This is a genomic window from Mycobacterium sp. NGS11 (genome assembly GCF_059813315.1).
On the sequence record NZ_JCALEJ010000001.1, the window covers coordinates 432,935 to 447,490 of the forward strand.

Below are 14,556 nucleotides of genomic sequence, written 5' to 3' on the forward strand. Positions count from 1 at the left end.
CGGCGCTAGCTATCCGCCGGATTCTGGTCGTCGCCGGGGCTGGGCAGCCGGCCGCGCTGCTCGATGACCTCCCGCGCGACATCGGCCAGCTTGATGTTCAGCGCCTGGGAGTGGCGCCTCAGCAGGTCGAACGCCTCGTCCTCGCTCATGTCGTGCAGCAACATCAGCATGCCGACGGCCTTGCCGATCTCGCGGTTGCTGAGCAGTCCGCGCCGCAGGCTCGTCGCGTCCTCGCCCTTGGCGACCGCGTTGATGGCGACGCTGGCGAACGCGGCCAGCACCGCGGCCCGGCCGGCGGACTCGGCGTCGAACATGTTCGGGGTGTCGCTGAACAAGTTGAGCGCGGCCCCTTTGCGCTTGTCGACCAGAAGCCGAAATCCCATCGCGCCGCGCACCGGAGTCTCTGCGACCAGTACCTTGGCCAGCTTGGGCCACATCGACGGCGTGGTCAGGTCCGGGTCGATCTGCGGCGTCTCCTCCTCGATGGCGTCGATGCACGGGCCGTCACCCGCCCGCCGTTCGAGGTCGTCGATGGCTTGGGCCAGCCGGTCACTGGCACCGACGGTGATGTATTTGTCGTTCTCGCGCACCAACAGGCTGGCGTGATCACAGCCCCGCACGGTCAGGGTGGCGGCCACGCAGATGGCCGCGTACATCTGGTTGACGTCCGAGCCCTGGTAGATGATCTCGGCGAGGGCGGCGAAAACCGTCGCGGGGTCGGCCTTCTCCCCGCCGTTCACGGATGCGTCCGCGCCGGTTTTCAATTCGTCCGCCATGCTGCTTCCTCGCTTCGGTGTCGGCGGTGTGTCCGCTTCCGATCGCCGTAAATTACCGGTCGCCGCCACCAGCCTTACACGCTGGTCGGTGCGGTTGCGGCCGATCTCGGCATCTTGGCCGGTCACCGGCGACCGCCAAGCCCTCGCTGCGGATGCGGAGTGCCCGCACGTCCAACCGCTCACGGATCGCGAGAGGTTGAAAAGATGGTTCTATCACGCCCGCGGAGTTTCAGGTGGCCAAGGGAGGGAAGGATTTTCTGATGGGAGTGACCGTCGCGGTGACCGGGCCGACCGGGGAGATCGGTATCTCCGCGGTGACGGCGCTGGAGCGCGAACCCTCCGTCGACGCGATCATCGGAATGGCTCGCCGGCCGTTTGACCCGTCGTCGCGGGGCTGGCTGAAGACCAGCTACCAGCAGGGCGACATCCTGGACCGCGCGGCCGTCGATGCGCTGGTGGCGCAGGCCGATGTGGTGATCCACCTGGCCTTCATCATCATGGGTTCGCGCGACGAGAGCGCGCGAGTGAATCTCGAAGGTACCCGCAACGTGTTCGAGGCGACGGTGGCGGCCGACCGGCCCCGGCGCCTGGTGTACACCTCGTCGGTGGCGGCATACGGCTACCACTCCGACAATCCCGTCCCGCTGACCGAGGACGTGCCCGCCCGGGGGTCCCCGGAGCACTACTACTCCGAGCAGAAGGCGGCTTGCGAGGCGCTGCTTGCCGACATCACCAAGGATTCGTCCCTCGAGGTCTATGTTCTGCGTCCCTGCGTGGTGGCCGGGCCCAACGCCACCGCCCTGGCGGACGCCATGCCGTGGAATCAATTGCCCGGTCCGGTGCGTGCGGTGGTCAAAGCCGTCCCGGTCCTCAAGCCCGTGGTGCCCGATCCGGGTTACCCGCTGCAACTGGTCCACCACGACGACGTGGCTACGGCGATCGCCCTGGCCGCCACCGCGCCGGCGCCGCCGGGCGTGTACAACCTCGCCGGCGACGGCGTGGTCACCGTGGCCGACGTGGCCAGGGCGCTGGGCGGGCGCCCCGTGCGGGTCCCCGCGGTCGCCGCGACGGCGGCCTCGGCGGCGATCTCGCGGGTGCCGCGGGTGCCGTCCATGCTGGAATGGCTGCACACTGCGCGGACCTCGATGGTAATGGACACCACCAAGGCCAAGACCCAACTGGGCTGGCGTCCGCTGCACTCCTCGGCCGAGACGTTGGAAGCGCTGGCCGCGGGGGCGTGAGAACGCAATTGTCGGCGGGCCGGACCCGCATGTCACCGCCCGGCTGTGGATGGGCGACGGACTGGGGATAACCGGCCGGTGCGCGCGGCCGCGGGTCGCGATGATGGCCCGTCGCGTCGGGGGTGCGGGGCACCTTGGCCCCCATGACGACCGAAACGACGATGACCCGGATCCAGCTGGGTGCGATGGGCGAGGCGCTGGCCGCGGATCACCTGATGCGGATGGGATTGCGGATCGTGGCGCGCAACTGGCGCTGCCGCTACGGCGAACTCGACATCATCGCCCGCGACGACGCAACGTCGACGGTGGTGTTCGTCGAGGTGAAGACCCGCACCGGGGACGGATACGGGGGCCTGGCCCACGCCGTCACCCCGCGCAAGGTGCTGCGGCTGCGGAGGCTGGCGGGCCTATGGCTGGCCGGCCAGGACCAGCGCTGCGCGGCGCTCCGCATCGACGTGATCGGGGTACGGGTCGGGCGTCGCCGCACCCCCGAGATCACCCATCTGCAGGGGATCGGCTGATGGCGCTGGGACGCGCGTTCTCCGTCGCGGTGCGCGGCGTGGACGGACAGATCGTGGAGATCGAAGCCGATATCACCTCCGGGCTGCCGGGCGTGCACCTGGTGGGCCTACCCGATGCGGCCCTGCAGGAGTCGCGCGACCGCGTCCGGGCGGCCGTCACCAACTGCGGCAACGAGTGGCCCCAGGCGCGGCTCACCCTTGCGCTGTCGCCGGCGACGCTGCCCAAGATGGGGTCGGTGTACGACATCGCCTTGGCCGCCGCGGTGTTGTCCGCGCAGCGCAAGAAACCCTGGGACCGGCTGGAGAAAACGGTGCTGCTCGGAGAGCTGTCCCTGGACGGGCGGGTTCGGCCGGTGCGCGGGGTGCTGCCCGCCGTGCTGGCCGCCAAGCGCGACGGCTGGCCGGACGTGGTGGTTCCGGCGGACAACCTCGCCGAGGCCAGCCTGGTCGACGGCATCGACGTGTGGGGCGTCCGCACCCTGGGGCAGCTGCAGAAGTGGCTCAGCGGCGGCGGCGCCCTGGGCGGCAGGATCGACGCGCAGCCCACGGGCGACGAGCCCGAGGCGGATCTGGTCGACGTGGTCGGGCAGACGCAGGCGCGGTTCGCGGTGGAGGTGGCCGCCGCGGGAGCGCACCACCTGATGCTCACCGGGCCGCCGGGAGTAGGCAAAACCATGCTCGCCCAACGCCTTCCGGGGTTGCTGCCGCCGCTGACCGAGGCCGAGTCCCTGGAAGTCACGGCGATCCACTCGGTCGCCGGTCTGCTGTCGGGCGACACGCCGTTGATCACCAGACCGCCTTTTGTGGCGCCACATCACAGTTCCAGCGTCGCCGCGCTCGTTGGCGGCGGGTCCGGGATGGCCCGACCGGGCGCCGTCAGCCGCGCGCATCGCGGAGTGCTCTTTCTCGACGAGTGCGCCGAGATCCGGCTCAGCGCGCTGGAAGCCCTACGAACACCGTTGGAAGACGGCGAGATCCGCCTCGCCCGCCGCGACGGGGTGGCGTGTTATCCCGCGCGATTCCAGCTGGTGCTGGCCGCCAACCTGTGCCCGTGCGCCCCTGCTGACCCGCAGGATTGCATCTGCGCGGCGGCGGCCAAACGCCGCTACCTGGGCAAGCTGTCGGGGCCGTTGCTGGACCGGGTGGACCTCCGCGTGGAAATGCATCAGGTGAAGGCGGGGGCGTTCGCGGGCGGGGACGCTGAATCGACGGCGCAGGTCCGCCACCGGGTGGCGCGGGCCCGCGCGGCCGCCGCCCAGCGCTGGCTGCCCCACGGATTTCGCACCAACGCGGAAGTCAGTGGGGCGCTGCTCCGCCGGAGATTCCGCCTCGGCAACGCGGCGATGGAGCCGCTGCAAAGGGCGCTGGATCGCGGATTGCTCAGCATCCGAGGCCTCGACCGGACGTTGCGGGTCGCGTGGAGCCTGGCGGATCTGGCCGGCCGCACGTCTCCCGGGACCGATGAAGTCGCCGCCGCACTGAGCTTCCGCCAACCGGGGGCGCGACGATGACGACGGCGCACGACGAAACCGCGCTGCGCGCGTGGGCCTACCTGTCCCGGGTGGCCGAGCCGCCCTGCGCCGAACTTGCGGCTCTGGTGCAGCGCGTCGGCCCGGTGGAGGCCGCCGAGCGGATCCGGCGCGGGCTGGTCGACGACGGCCTGGCCCGGCGTACCGAGGCTAGGCGCGAGATCGACTGCAGCGCAGCCGATCTCGAGATGCTTGCACGGCGTGGCGGACGGTTGATCACCCCGGACGACGACGAATGGCCGTTGCTGGCGTTCGCGGCATTCCACGGTGCCGCACCGCGATCCGGCGGAGGTGCGCCGATGCTTTCGCCGATGGTGTTGTGGGCGCTGGGCCCCGTGCGGCTCGACGAGGCCGCCCAGCGGGCCGCGGCCGTGGTCGGGACGCGCGCTTCGACCACGTACGGCGAGCACGTCGCCGGTGAACTGGCGGGCGGGTTGGCGCGGCGCGACGTCGCGGTGGTCTCGGGCGGCGCCTACGGCATCGACGGCGCGGCGCACCGCGCCGTGCTGGACTGCGACGGCGTCACCGTGGCCGTCCTGGCCGGCGGGCTCGACGTTCCCTACCCGAGCGGTCACACCGCCCTGCTGCACCGGATCGGCCAGCAGGGGCTGGTGTTCACCGAATACGCGCCAGGCATCCGCCCGGCCCGCCACCGGTTCCTGACCCGCAATCGCCTGGTCGCCGCCGTGGTGGGGGCCGCCGTGGTGGTGGAAGCCGGGCTGCGCAGCGGCGCTGCCAATACCGCGGCGTGGGCGCGGGCGTTGGGGCGGGTGGTCGCGGCGGTGCCGGGGCCGGTCACGTCGTCGGCGTCCGCGGGTTGCCATGCCCTGCTGCGCAACGGCGCCGAGCTGGTCACCCGCGCCGAGCATGTCGTCGAGCTTGTCGGTCACATCGGCGAACTGGCCTGCGACGAGCCGCATCCGACGACGCCGCTCGACGGCCTCAGCGACGCCGAGCGCCGCGTTTATGAGGCGTTGCCGGGCCGCGGCGCGGCCACGGTCGACGAGATTGCCGTCGCGTCGGGCATGATGCCCGAGCTGGCGCTGGGGCCGCTGGCGATGCTCGAGCTGGCCGGCCTGGTGCAGCGCCAGGACGGGCGGTGGCGAATAGTACGGGTCACCGCAGGTCAGGGCGCATCAACGACGCGACTCGTATAGTCGACCGGGGGTTGGGGTTTGGACAGGAGGACACGTGGCGGGTCGACCACTGCAACGCTTCGAAGTTGTCGGTACCGAACAACTCACACGGCACATGGTGCGGATAGTGCTCGGGAGCAACGACTTTGACGCATTCGTGCCGAGCAAGTTCACCGACTCCTACGTCAAGCTGGTGTTCGTCGCCGACGACGTCGACGTGGCCGGCTTGCCCGGGCCGCTGACCCTCGACAGCTTCGCCGACCTGCCGCCGGAGAAAAAGCCTTCGGTGCGGACGCTGACCGTGCGCCACGTCGACATCGAGAAGCGCCGCATCACACTCGACGTCGTCGTGCACGGAGAGCACGGCATCGCGGGTCAGTGGGCGTCCACCGCCCGGCCTGGTCAGCCGATCTACCTGATGGGACCCGGCGGGGCGTACACACCGGACCCGGCCGCCGACTGGCACCTGCTGGCCGGCGACGAATCGGCGCTGCCGGCCATCGCCGCGGCGCTGGAAGCCTTGCCGCCCAGCGCGGTCGGTAAGGCGTTCATCGAGGTCGCGGGCCAAGAGGACGAGATACCGCTGACCGCACCCGAAGGCGTCGAGGTGCACTGGGTTTACCGCGGCGGGCGCGCCGACCTGGTTCCCGAGGACCGCGCCGGCGACCACGCGCCGCTGATCGAGGCCGTGACGAGCGCCCCCTGGCTGCCCGGGCAGGTGCATGTCTTCATCCACGGCGAGGCCCAGGCCGTCATGCACAATCTGCGCCCCTACATCCGCAAGGAGCGCGGTGTGGACGCCAAGTGGGCGTCGTCCATCTCGGGGTATTGGCGCCGCGGCCGCACCGAAGAGACCTTCCGGCAATGGAAGAAGGAACTGGCGCAGGCAGAGTCGGCGAACTCGTCAGCCTGACCCCCGCCTGGCATTGTCTTTCCCATGGCATTCGGCGACTACCAGAACGAGATCTACTTCAAAGGCCTGGGCGGGGTGGCGCCCGCGCTGCCGATGGCGTTCGCGGAGCTGGAGGCCCGGGCCGAACGGGCCATGCCGCCGTCGGTCTGGTCGTACGTCACCGGCGGCGCGGGTGACGAGCGCACGCAGCGGGCCAACCGGGAGGCGTTCGATCACTGGGGCCTGATACCGCGCATGTTCGTCGGTGCCGCGGCTCGCGACCTGTCGGTGGAGCTGTTCGGCCTGACCTTGCCGTCGCCGGTGTTCATGGCGCCGATCGGGGTCATCGGCATCTGCGCCCAAGACGGCCACGGCGACCTGGCCACCGCACGCGCGGCGGCGACCACGGGCGTCCCGATGGTCGTCTCCACCCTGACCGCCGACCCGATGGAAGACGTCGCCACGCAGTTCGGCGACACCCCGGGCTTCTTCCAGCTGTACACACCCAAGGATCGTGACCTGGCCGCCAGCCTCGTCCAGCGGGCAGAGGCCGCCGGCTACCAGGGCATCATCGTCACCCTCGACACCTGGATTCCCGGGTGGCGCCCGCGCGACCTCACCACCGCCAACTTCCCGCAGCTGCGGGGTCTCTGCCTGAGCAACTACACGAGCGACCCAGTCTTCCGCGCGAGCCTGCAACGCCCGCCGGAAGAGGACCCGCAAGGCACCGTGCTGCAGTGGGTAACGACCTTCGGAAACCCGCTGACTTGGGACGACCTCGGCTGGCTGCGGTCACTCACCAACCTGCCACTGATCATCAAGGGCATCTGTCACCCCGATGACGCGCGGCGCGCCAAGGACGGCGGCGTGGACGGCATCTACTGCTCCACCCACGGCGGCCGCCAGGCCAACGGCGGCCTGCCCGCCCTCGCGTGCCTGCCCGGCGTCGTCGAGGCGGCCGACGGGCTGCCGGTCCTGTTCGATTCGGGGATCCGCAGCGGCGCCGACGTCGTGAAGGCGCTCGCGCTGGGGGCCACGGCCGTGGGCATCGGCCGGCCATATGCGTACGGCCTGGCGCTCGGGGGCGTCGACGGCATCGTGCACGTGCTGCGCTCGATCCTGGCCGAAGCGGACCTCATCATGGCCGTCGACGGCTACCCCACGCTCAAAGATCTCACCCCGGACACGCTTCGGCGCGTCGACTAGAGCGCCAAACTCCGCCCTGCGACCGTGGGGGAGTGCAGGCGATCCTCGACGAGTTCGACGAGTACCTGCATCTGCAGTGCAATCGATCGGCGCACACCCGCCGCGCCTACCTCGGCGACCTGCGCTCGCTGCTCGCCTTCGTCGAGGACCGTGGCGCCGGTCTGGACGGGTTGAGCCTGCCCCTGCTGCGCTCGTGGCTGTCGGCCGCGGCGGCGGGCGGTGTCGCCCGCACGACGCTGGCCCGTCGCACCTCGGCGGTCAAGGCCTTCACCGCGTGGGCCGTGCGGCGCGGCCTGCTGACCGCCGATCCGGCGGCCCGGCTTCAGGTCCCCAAAGCGCACCGCACGCTGCCCTCGGTGCTGCGCCAGGACCAGGCCGCAGACGCCATGGCCGCCGCCAAATCCGGTGCGCAGCAAGGTGATCCGATGGCGCTGCGGGACCGGCTGATCGTGGAGATGTTGTATGCCACCGGGATCCGCGTCAGCGAGCTGTGCGGCCTGGACATCGACGACGTCGACACGCATCACCGGCTCGTCAAAGTGCTCGGCAAGGGCAACAAGCAGCGCAGCGTGCCGTTCGGGGGGCCGGCCGGCGAGGCGCTCGACTCGTGGTTGGCCGACGGCCGCCCGGCGCTGGCGACCGCGGAGTCGGGCCCGGCGCTGCTGCTGGGCGCGCGGGGTCGCCGGCTCGACGTTCGCCAGGCGCGAACGGTCGTGCATCAGACCGTCGCCGCGGTGGACGGCGCGCCGGACATGGGGCCGCACGGCCTGCGGCACAGCGCGGCCACCCATCTGCTCGAAGGCGGCGCTGACCTGCGCGTCGTCCAGGAGTTGCTCGGCCATTCCAGCCTGGCGACCACCCAGCTGTACACCCACGTCGCGGTGTCGCGGCTGCGCGCGGTGCACGATCAGGCCCACCCTCGCGCGTGAGCCGATTCAGCGGTTCAGCGGTTTGAGCCGGACCGGCGTGGACTTCAGCAGGCCCAGCGGATCCACGTAGTCCGCACCCGAGGCCGGGCCCCACATCGCGCCCCAGTGCAAACACGCCGCGACCGGGCACCCGGCGTGTCCGGCCATCAGCTCGCCGATCACGGTCGCCGCCGTCACCGGCTGGCCGACCCGCACGGCCGCCCGGACCGGCTCGTAGCTGGTGCGCAACCCGCCGGGGTGGGCCAGCGACACCACCGGCCGCCCGGCCAGCACCCCGGCGAACACCACCGTCGCGGCGCCCGCGGCGTACACCGGCTGACCGGCAACACCGGCCAGGTCGACACCCCGGTGGCCGGGATGCCAATCCTGCACAGGGGCGTCGAACGAACGGGTGACGGCCGGCGGCGGGCGCAGCGGCCAGTCCAGGCGATCCTCGGCGGCCACCGCCGGCACCGCGCTGACCAGGCCCGCACAGAGCAGCAGCACCCTCCACCGCATCCCGGCAGTTCAGCGCGCCAGCGCCGGCATGGCTACCCGGCCGCGCCGCTGTTGTGGATGAGCGGCCCCGGTTGGGGAAGCGTGGCAAAACCACCTGCTGAATCCGTGTAAACTGCTTCCTCGCAGCTCGTTCGCGGGCTGACTTCGCGCGTCTGCATCGCGTCTCCGGTTTTACGAGGAGAACGCAATCGCATGCCGGGCGGTCCCTTAACAGGGTCCGGCATCGCAGCAGCCGCCAGGGCCCGGCCTCACCCGATGCCAGGCGACAACCGACACAAGTAAGGCATGACCATGGCCGTCGTAACCATGAAGCAGCTGCTCGACAGCGGCACCCACTTCGGGCACCAGACCCGCCGGTGGAATCCCAAAATGAAGCGGTTCATCTTCACCGACCGCAACGGCATCTACATCATCGACCTGCAGCAGACGCTGACCTTCATCGACCAGGCATACGAGTTCGTCAAAGAGACCGTCGCCCATGGCGGCAGCATCCTGTTCGTCGGCACCAAGAAGCAGGCGCAGGAATCCGTCGCCGCCGAGGCGACCCGCGTCGGCATGCCGTACGTGAACCAGCGCTGGCTGGGTGGAATGCTGACCAACTTCTCCACCGTGCACAAGCGGCTGCAGCGCCTCAAGGAGCTCGAGGCGATGGAGCAGACCGGTGGCTTCGAGGGCCGCACCAAGAAGGAAATCTTGATGCTGACGCGCGAGAAGAACAAGCTCGAGCGCAGCCTCGGCGGTATCCGCGACATGGCCAAGGTGCCGTCGGCCATCTGGGTCGTCGACACCAACAAGGAGCACCTCGCGGTTGCGGAGGCCCGCAAGCTGAACATCCCGATCATCGCGATCCTGGACACCAACTGCGACCCCGACGAGGTCGACTACCCGATTCCGGGCAACGACGACGCGATCCGGTCGGCCGCGTTGCTGACCAAGGTGATCGCCTCCGCGGTCGCCGAGGGGCTGCAGGCCCGCGCCGGCGTCGGCCGCGGCGACGGCAAGCCCGAAGCCGAGGCCGCCGAGCCGCTCGCCGAATGGGAGCAGGAGCTGCTGGCCTCCGCCACCGCCACCGCCCCCACCGACGCCGCTGCGGGCGCCCCCGAACCAACACCACCCACGGAAGGCTGAAATGGCGAACTTCACCGCCGCCGACGTCAAGCGGCTCCGGGAACTCACCGGCGCCGGCATGCTCGACTGCAAGAACGCGCTGGCCGACAACGATGGCGACTTCGACAAGGCCGTCGAGGCGCTCCGCATCAAGGGCGCCAAAGATGTCGGCAAGCGCGCCGAGCGTGCGACGGCCGAGGGCCTGGTCGCGGCCCAGGGCGGCGCGCTGATCGAGCTGAACAGCGAGACCGACTTCGTCGCCAAGAACGCGGAGTTCCAGGCGCTGGCCGACCAGATCGTCGCCGCGGCCGTGTCGTCGAAGGCCACGGACGTCGACGAGCTCAAGGCCGCCACCGTCGGTGACAAGACCGTCGAGCAGGCGATCGCGGAGCTGTCGGCCAAGATCGGTGAGAAGCTGGAGTTGCGCCGCGTCGCGAACTTCGACGGCACCGTCGAAACCTACCTGCACCGACGGGCGGCCGACTTGCCGCCCGCGGTCGGTGTGCTGGTCGAATATCAGGGCTCGGACACCGACGCCGCCCACGCGGTCGCGCTGCAGATCGCGGCGCTCAAGGCCCGCTACCTGTCGCGCGACGACGTGCCGGAGGACGTGGTGGCCATCGAGCGCCGCATCGCCGAGGAAACCGCCAAGGCGGAGGGCAAGCCGGAGCAGGCCCTGCCCAAGATCGTCGAGGGCCGGCTGAACGGCTTCTTCAAGGACGCCGTGCTGCTCGAGCAGCCGTCGGTGTCCGACAGCAAGAAGACCGTCAAGGCGCTGCTCGACGACGCCGGCGTCACGGTGACGCGGTTCGTCCGCTTCGAGGTGGGTCAGGCTTAAGGCCTGACCACGATCCGCCCCGGCGCAAGCCGGAAAGCTCCCGGGGGGACGGGCGCGCGGGCTAGCGTCAGTGTCATGAGACACGTGCACGCGTTCGGCGACGATGCCCTTGGCGATCTGGACGCGGTCGGCCTGGCCGACGCCCTGAAATCCGGCCGGGTCGGCAGGGCCGAGGTGGTCGAGGCCGCGATCGCCCGCACCGAGGCCGTCGACCCGCTGCTAAACGGGTTGGCGTACGCGGCTTTTGAGCAAGCGCGGGCGGCCGCGGCGGATCCCGCCGACGGTTACTTCGGCGGCGTGCCGACGTTCATCAAGGACAACGTGGACGTCGCCGGACAGCCCAGCATGCACGGCACCGACGCGTGGACGAGCTGGAATGCCGTCGCGGACAGCGTCTTCACCCAGCTGTTCCTGGCCACCGGCTTGACCTCGGTGGGCAAGACGCAGCTGTCCGAATTCGGCTTCAGCGCCTCGGCGGAGCACCCGCGGCTGGGCCCGGTGCGCAATCCGTGGGACACCGAATACACCGCCGGCGCCTCGTCGTCGGGTTCGGGTGCGTTCGTCGCCGCCGGTGTCGTGCCCATCGCGCACGCCAACGACGGCGGCGGTTCGATCCGGATTCCGGCCGCCTGCAACGGATTGGTCGGACTCAAACCCTCGCGTGGACGGCTGCCCCTGGACGCGACCCTGCGCCGGATGCCGGTCGGCGTCGTCGTCAACGGCGTCGTGACCCGTTCGGTGCGGGACACCGCGGCGTTCTACCGCGAGGCGGAGCGGATCTGGCGCAACCCGAAGCTGGCACCGGTCGGGGACGTCACCGGGCCCGGCCGGCAGCGGCTGCGGATCGCGGTGCTGACCCGATCGGTACAGCGCGAATGCAGTCCTCAGGTGCGGGAGCTGACGTTGAAGTCCGCCGGTCTGCTCGAGGAGCTGGGCCACCGTGTCGAACACGTCGACGAGCCCCCGGTGGCGCCCAGTTTCGCCGACGACTTCGTCATGTACTGGGGATTTTTGTCGCTGGCCCAGGTCAGCGGCGGGCGGCACCTGTTCGGCGAGACGTTCGATCGCAGCAAGCTGGACAGCCTGACGCTGGGTCTGCTTCGACACACCAGCCGCAACATGCACCGCCTTCCGATGGCGATCGTGCGGCTGCGCCGGGCGCGCAGACGCACCGCTCAGTTCTTCCGCACCTACGACGCGGTGCTCACCCCCGCCCTCGCCGACGAGACGCCTCGCATCGGATTCCTGGCGCCCACCGATTATCAGCAGGTCATCAGCCGGCTGATCAACTGGGTTTCGTTCACCCCGCTGCACAACGTCACCGGCGAGCCCGCGATCTCGCTGCCGCTGGCGCAATCCGCCGACGGGATGCCGGTGGGCATGATGTTGTCGGCCGATATCGGGCAGGAATCTTTGCTGCTCGAATTGGCCTACGAGCTTGAAGAGGCGCGGCCGTGGGCGCGCATTGACGCCAGCTGAGGCGCGCGATCGCGCTAGTCGGATCCGAGCTTTTCGAGCATCTTTTTGAACTCACGCTGCTGAGTCTCGGTGAGCCTGGCCAAGATTCGTGCGTCGGCGCCGCGGACAGCTCCTTCGGCGCGCTTGAGCAGGGCGCGGCCCTGGCCGGTCAAGTTCGCCGGCAGCGCGCGTCCCGAGGACACCGACGACGGCCGCGCCACGGCGCCGACCTCTTCCAGCTTGCGCAGCACGGTGTTCATCGCCTGCGGGGTCACGTTGGTGTGGCGGGACAACTCGGCGCTCGACATTCCCGGAAACATCGAAAGTATGCGCAGGCAAACGAATTCGGGAAGGGTCAGGCCCAGCGGACCCAACGCGGTGGCGACCTCGGGTCGCAGGGCCGCCCCGACCCGGTAGAGGAGATAACCCAGCGGAGCATCGTCGGCCTGAATCATGTCAACGATATTGACATATTTCGAGCTGCCCGATGCGCACATTGTGCAGACCATGATTGTCGGCGCGCCGGCCGGGGTAACCGACCGGTTACCCGCAGCGCTTGCGGCACCCGAGGAGGTCCGATGCCGAAGACGACGAAGGGCGGCTCGGCCAAAAAGAGCGAATTGCCCAGCACGCTGCAACGTTCCAGCGCCAAGGCCCAACGCACATTCGCGAAATCCCATGACGCGGCGGCCGAACAGTACGGCAGCGAGGAACGCGCCCATCGGGTGGCGTACGCCGCTGTCAAGCACAGTTTCGAAAAGGTCGGCGATCACTGGGAACCCAAGGACGAGAAAGGCCCGTCCGACGAGCGGGCCGAGAGCGGTGGCCTGCGGCCAACGGGTAAGTCCGCCGAGGGCGTCGATGCCAACGCCAGCAAAAAGCACCTGCTCGAGCTGGCCCGCCGTCTCGATATCGCCGGCCGGTCCACGATGAACAAGTCGCAATTGGTCGACGCGATCATGAAGTACAACCGCAGGGTTCGTGGCCGCTGATCGCGGTGCCGCGAGCCCGTTTGCCGTTGAAAAGCGCGGGTACGCACTTTGGCGCGCGGTCGCGCACAACTGACACCGAGGAGTGCTGATATGAGCGAGCCGGAACCCGTCGTCCAAGAACTTCGCGGCGTCTTGGACAAAGAGCAGGGTTTGGCCGATCGGCTTGAGCGGTCTCTGCAGGAGGCCCGCCAACGGGCCGAAGCCGAGCTGAACCAGGACCTGTACACCGCGCTCGAGTGGCCGCGCGACATCGGCGAGTACGAGGCCTATCTGAACCGCTTCATCCGATGGGTGCCACACGAGTCGGATGCCGATGCCTGGAAGAACGAAAAGCGGCAGGCGCAAGAGGTCAGTGATCGCATGGCGCACTTCTACTTCCTGGTCGACCAGGGGGACGAGTCGCCGCAGGGCTCCGGTGTCTTTCGGGAATGGATGACCGAGTTCGCCCGCCAGTGGGGTAATTTCCTGGACTCACCGCAATCGTTCAGCCCGGAAGTCCTGCAGTCGTTCATCGACAATGCGCCCGAGTACCGCATCCATGAGTCATTGATCGATGGGGTGCCGAATGCGCCCAGCGGATGGCTGACCGCCAACCAGTTCATCGCGCGGGAAGTCAACGGCGGGCTGCGCCCGATCGCCGAACCGAGCACCAATCTGGTGGTCACCTCACCGGCCGACTGCAAATACCAGCACGCCTACGACATCGATGCCGACTCGAGCATCCCGGCCACCACCGTCAAGAACGAAAAGTACGGCAACATCAAGCAACTCATCGAAGGTAGCCAGTACAGCGAAAGCTTTGCGGGCGGCACCTTCGTCCACTACATGCTGCCGGTGCACGCCTACCACCGCTACCACCTGCCGGTCGCCGGAATGGTCAAAGAATCCTTCCGGATCGAGGGCAAAGTCTTTATGCGGGTGGGCCTAAAAGAACACGAGTTCGCCGCCAGCGACAGCGCCAGCAGCGGATACGAGTTCTCGCAGACCCGCGGGGTGGTCACCATCGATACGTCGCAATCGGATTGCGGCGATATCGGCATCGTGGCGGTCATTCCGGTGGGCATGGCCCACGTGTCGTCGGTGGTGCTCACCGCCGTGCCCGGCCGCCACATGGCCAAGGGAGAAGAGTTCGGATACTTCCAGTTCGGCGGCTCGGACATCATCATCCTCTTGCAGGAAGGCGTCGATCCTCAACTCGACAAGAACGAGGAATTTCGGCTCGTCGGCTCGCCCGTGGCGCGCTGCCGCCGTCCAGCCACCTGACGCGGTAGCGCACACAGCAGGTTCGTTTTCGCTACCGACGGCCGTCTTGCTCGCGGCGCGTTTAAAGTGCTTTCGCATCGGGAAGTCTGCGGCAGGGTTAATCCGCCGTGCCTTTGGCCGCTGCGAGTTCGCACCGGAAGAAGGCGGCTATCGCGTTAAACGAGCAGCGC

The 14,556-nt window shown here is 69.3% G+C and carries 14 protein-coding genes and 1 pseudogene; 12 read left to right on the top strand and 3 right to left on the bottom strand.

The genetic code is table 11. The features are described from left to right. Positions 1-5: 5 nt before the first annotated feature. Complete coding sequence (locus AC5Y4T_RS02195; protein WP_499919104.1) at positions 6-776, bottom strand: GAF and ANTAR domain-containing protein; 771 nt, start codon at positions 774-776, stop codon at positions 6-8. Positions 777-1,036: 260 nt separating this feature from the next. Here AC5Y4T_RS02195 and AC5Y4T_RS02200 point away from each other — a divergent pair, with 260 nt between their 5' ends. The 7 genes from AC5Y4T_RS02200 to AC5Y4T_RS02230 all read left to right on the top strand — a co-directional run bounded on the left by AC5Y4T_RS02200 (position 1,037) and on the right by AC5Y4T_RS02230 (position 8,230). Continuing rightward, positions 1,037-2,017 carry an NAD-dependent epimerase/dehydratase family protein gene (locus AC5Y4T_RS02200; protein WP_499951778.1) on the top strand — a complete coding sequence of 327 codons (981 nt, stop codon included), beginning with the start codon at positions 1,037-1,039 and terminating at the stop codon, positions 2,015-2,017. A 143-nt stretch (positions 2,018-2,160) separates the two neighbouring features. After that, the gene (locus AC5Y4T_RS02205) at positions 2,161-2,538 is read left to right on the top strand and encodes a YraN family protein (RefSeq protein WP_499951782.1); all 378 of its coding nucleotides are present in this window, start codon (positions 2,161-2,163) and stop codon (positions 2,536-2,538) included. Further along, positions 2,538-4,049 carry a YifB family Mg chelatase-like AAA ATPase gene (locus AC5Y4T_RS02210; protein WP_499951785.1) on the top strand — a complete coding sequence of 504 codons (1,512 nt, stop codon included), beginning with the start codon at positions 2,538-2,540 and terminating at the stop codon, positions 4,047-4,049. Before AC5Y4T_RS02205 ends, AC5Y4T_RS02210 begins: the two co-directional genes overlap by 1 nt. Continuing rightward, positions 4,046-5,224 carry a DNA-processing protein DprA gene (dprA, locus tag AC5Y4T_RS02215; RefSeq protein ID WP_499951788.1) on the top strand — a complete coding sequence of 393 codons (1,179 nt, stop codon included), beginning with the start codon at positions 4,046-4,048 and terminating at the stop codon, positions 5,222-5,224. Before AC5Y4T_RS02210 ends, dprA begins: the two co-directional genes overlap by 4 nt. A gap of 34 nt (positions 5,225-5,258) precedes the next feature. Then, complete coding sequence (locus tag AC5Y4T_RS02220; RefSeq protein ID WP_499919121.1) at positions 5,259-6,116, top strand: siderophore-interacting protein; 858 nt, start codon at positions 5,259-5,261, stop codon at positions 6,114-6,116. A gap of 24 nt (positions 6,117-6,140) precedes the next feature. After that, positions 6,141-7,301, top strand: coding sequence for an alpha-hydroxy-acid oxidizing protein (locus tag AC5Y4T_RS02225; protein ID WP_499951791.1), 1,161 nt, complete (start codon positions 6,141-6,143; stop codon positions 7,299-7,301). A gap of 32 nt (positions 7,302-7,333) precedes the next feature. Next, positions 7,334-8,230 (top strand): tyrosine recombinase XerC, encoded by an 897-nt coding sequence (locus tag AC5Y4T_RS02230; protein WP_499951794.1) that lies wholly within the window; start codon positions 7,334-7,336, stop codon positions 8,228-8,230. A 12-nt stretch (positions 8,231-8,242) separates the two neighbouring features. On the opposite strand, the pseudogene AC5Y4T_RS02235 reads toward AC5Y4T_RS02230, so the two are convergent. Next, positions 8,243-8,728, bottom strand: a pseudogene (locus tag AC5Y4T_RS02235) (M23 family metallopeptidase); the annotation flags it as partial. 291 nt (positions 8,729-9,019) lie between these two features. Here AC5Y4T_RS02235 and rpsB point away from each other — a divergent pair. From rpsB to AC5Y4T_RS02250, 3 genes are all read left to right on the top strand, one after another. After that, entirely contained in the window at positions 9,020-9,856 is an 837-nt protein-coding gene (gene rpsB, locus AC5Y4T_RS02240; protein ID WP_499919129.1) for a 30S ribosomal protein S2, read from the top strand. A gap of 1 nt (position 9,857) precedes the next feature. Beyond that, complete coding sequence (tsf, locus tag AC5Y4T_RS02245; protein WP_499951798.1) at positions 9,858-10,673, top strand: translation elongation factor Ts; 816 nt, start codon at positions 9,858-9,860, stop codon at positions 10,671-10,673. Positions 10,674-10,748: 75 nt separating this feature from the next. Continuing rightward, positions 10,749-12,152 (top strand): amidase, encoded by a 1,404-nt coding sequence (locus AC5Y4T_RS02250; protein ID WP_499951801.1) that lies wholly within the window; start codon positions 10,749-10,751, stop codon positions 12,150-12,152. Between the two features lie 14 nt (positions 12,153-12,166). Here the strand turns inward: AC5Y4T_RS02250 and AC5Y4T_RS02255 are convergent, their stop codons facing one another. Beyond that, complete coding sequence (locus AC5Y4T_RS02255; RefSeq protein ID WP_499919139.1) at positions 12,167-12,586, bottom strand: MarR family winged helix-turn-helix transcriptional regulator; 420 nt, start codon at positions 12,584-12,586, stop codon at positions 12,167-12,169. A gap of 123 nt (positions 12,587-12,709) precedes the next feature. On the opposite strand from AC5Y4T_RS02255, the gene AC5Y4T_RS02260 reads away from it, so the two are divergent. Together AC5Y4T_RS02260 and AC5Y4T_RS02265 are read left to right on the top strand one after the other, a co-directional pair. Next, complete coding sequence (locus tag AC5Y4T_RS02260; protein WP_499951806.1) at positions 12,710-13,123, top strand: ChaB family protein; 414 nt, start codon at positions 12,710-12,712, stop codon at positions 13,121-13,123. Positions 13,124-13,213: 90 nt separating this feature from the next. Next, positions 13,214-14,386: a phosphatidylserine decarboxylase gene (locus AC5Y4T_RS02265; RefSeq protein ID WP_499951810.1), complete on the top strand. Its 1,173-nt coding sequence runs from the start codon at positions 13,214-13,216 to the stop codon at positions 14,384-14,386. Positions 14,387-14,556: the final 170 nt, after the last annotated feature.